Genomic DNA, 1,530 nt, shown 5'->3' on the forward strand with positions numbered 1-1,530 from the left:
GCTCCCTGGGGGTATGGGTCCCGGCATTCGCCGGGACGACACCAGTTGTGAGGACAGGCCTGAGCGCGACACCTTAGGTCAATGCTACATCGGCGGCGTCAGGCCGTCGCGGCCGACGCTGACGCGGCTGGTTTCGAGCGAGCCGTCCGGCAGCTGCTTGACGGTGGCCATCACCTTTGCACCGGCCTTCAGCTCGGACTTGTCGCCGGGCACGAAGGTGACGATCGGCGTGTCCGGAGCGATGTCGACGCGCTTCTCGCCGCCCTTGTACTTGACCAGCAGCGTATGACCGTCCGTCGACACCGAGCTCTCGGACACGGTGGCATTGGTCATGCTCGAATTCGGCTTCAGGTCCCATGACCGCGAGCCCTCGCCGGTGCCGCGCATCTCCTCGGGGAAGATGTGGATCTCGACCGCCTTGGGCGCGCCGTCCGGGCCCGGCACCGTGGTGGCGCCGATGAACGAGCCGAGCTTGATGTCGGAAAGGTCGGCCTTCACCACGCCGGAGACTCTGAGATCACCGGCCATGCGCAGCTTGAAGATCTCTCCACTTCGCGCCTTCACCGTCATCGTATCGGCATCGACACTCTCGATGGCGCCACGCACGCGCGTCGGGACCGGGGCCTGTTGGCAGATTGCAAACACGGATGTCGCCGCAACCATCGCGAGTGCAACGAAGGGACGGATCAGAAGGGTGCGGACGAACATGCATGAGCTCCGGGCTTGAGACGAAAGCTCCGCGTGACTTAGTCGGGGCGCGGACGCATGACGAGTGAAACGCCCGGTTTTGGAAGTTATTCCGGCTTCAAGCCTTTGTGAGATCGGCCTCGACCAGCGCCCGCAGCTCGGGCGTCACCTGCGGGCGCCGGCCAAACCACAGTTCAAAGCCGCGGACCGCCTGATGCAGCAGCATGCCGAGACCATCCGCGGTGCGCAGGCCCCGCGCACGCGCCGCGCCCAGCAATTGCGTCTGCAGCGGCACATAGACGATGTCGGCGACAACGGCCTGCGGCGGCAAGAGATCGACATCGAGTTCGAGCGGGGGCTGGCCGTGCATGCCGAGCGAGGTGGTGTTCACGAACAGGCCCGCGCCGGGCAGCAGTGCGCCGACGCGGTCCCAACCTTCCGGGACGACGCGGCTACCGAACTCATCGGCCAATGCCTGCGCGCGGGCGGCGGTGCGGTTGATAACGTGGACGCGGCCGATGCCGCGCTCCAGCAGCCCGAACACGACGGCCCGCGCCGAGCCTCCCGAGCCGAGCACCAGGGCCTCGTCGGTGCGATCCCAGCCGGGCGCGGCGGCGTCGAGATTGCCGATGAAGCCCTCGACGTCGGTGTTGGTCGCACGCAGGACCCCGCGCTCGTACCACAGCGTATTGGCGGCCCCGACGGCGCGCGCGCGGGCGTCAGGCTCGGCCAGTTCGAGCACCCGCTCCTTGTGCGGAATGGTGACATTGGCGCCGACGAAGCCGCGATGACCCAGGTGGGCGACGAAGTCCGCAAGCTCCTCGGGCGGCACCGCCTCGATCG

2 protein-coding genes are annotated in these 1,530 nt (G+C 67.6%); both read right to left on the reverse strand.

Going from position 1 to position 1,530, the window contains the following annotated elements; genetic code table 11:
* Positions 1-84: 84 nt before the first annotated feature.
* The gene (locus tag BRAO375_RS23480) at positions 85-663 is read right to left on the reverse strand and encodes a hypothetical protein (protein ID WP_052536124.1); all 579 of its coding nucleotides are present in this window, start codon (positions 661-663) and stop codon (positions 85-87) included.
* 142 nt (positions 664-805) lie between these two features.
* Positions 806-1,530, reverse strand: a 725-nt coding sequence (locus BRAO375_RS23485) for a shikimate dehydrogenase (protein WP_035641821.1), incomplete at its 5' end; no start/stop codon positions are given.

The organism is Bradyrhizobium sp. ORS 375 (genome assembly GCF_000239775.1).
GTDB lineage: Bacteria > Pseudomonadota > Alphaproteobacteria > Rhizobiales > Xanthobacteraceae > Bradyrhizobium.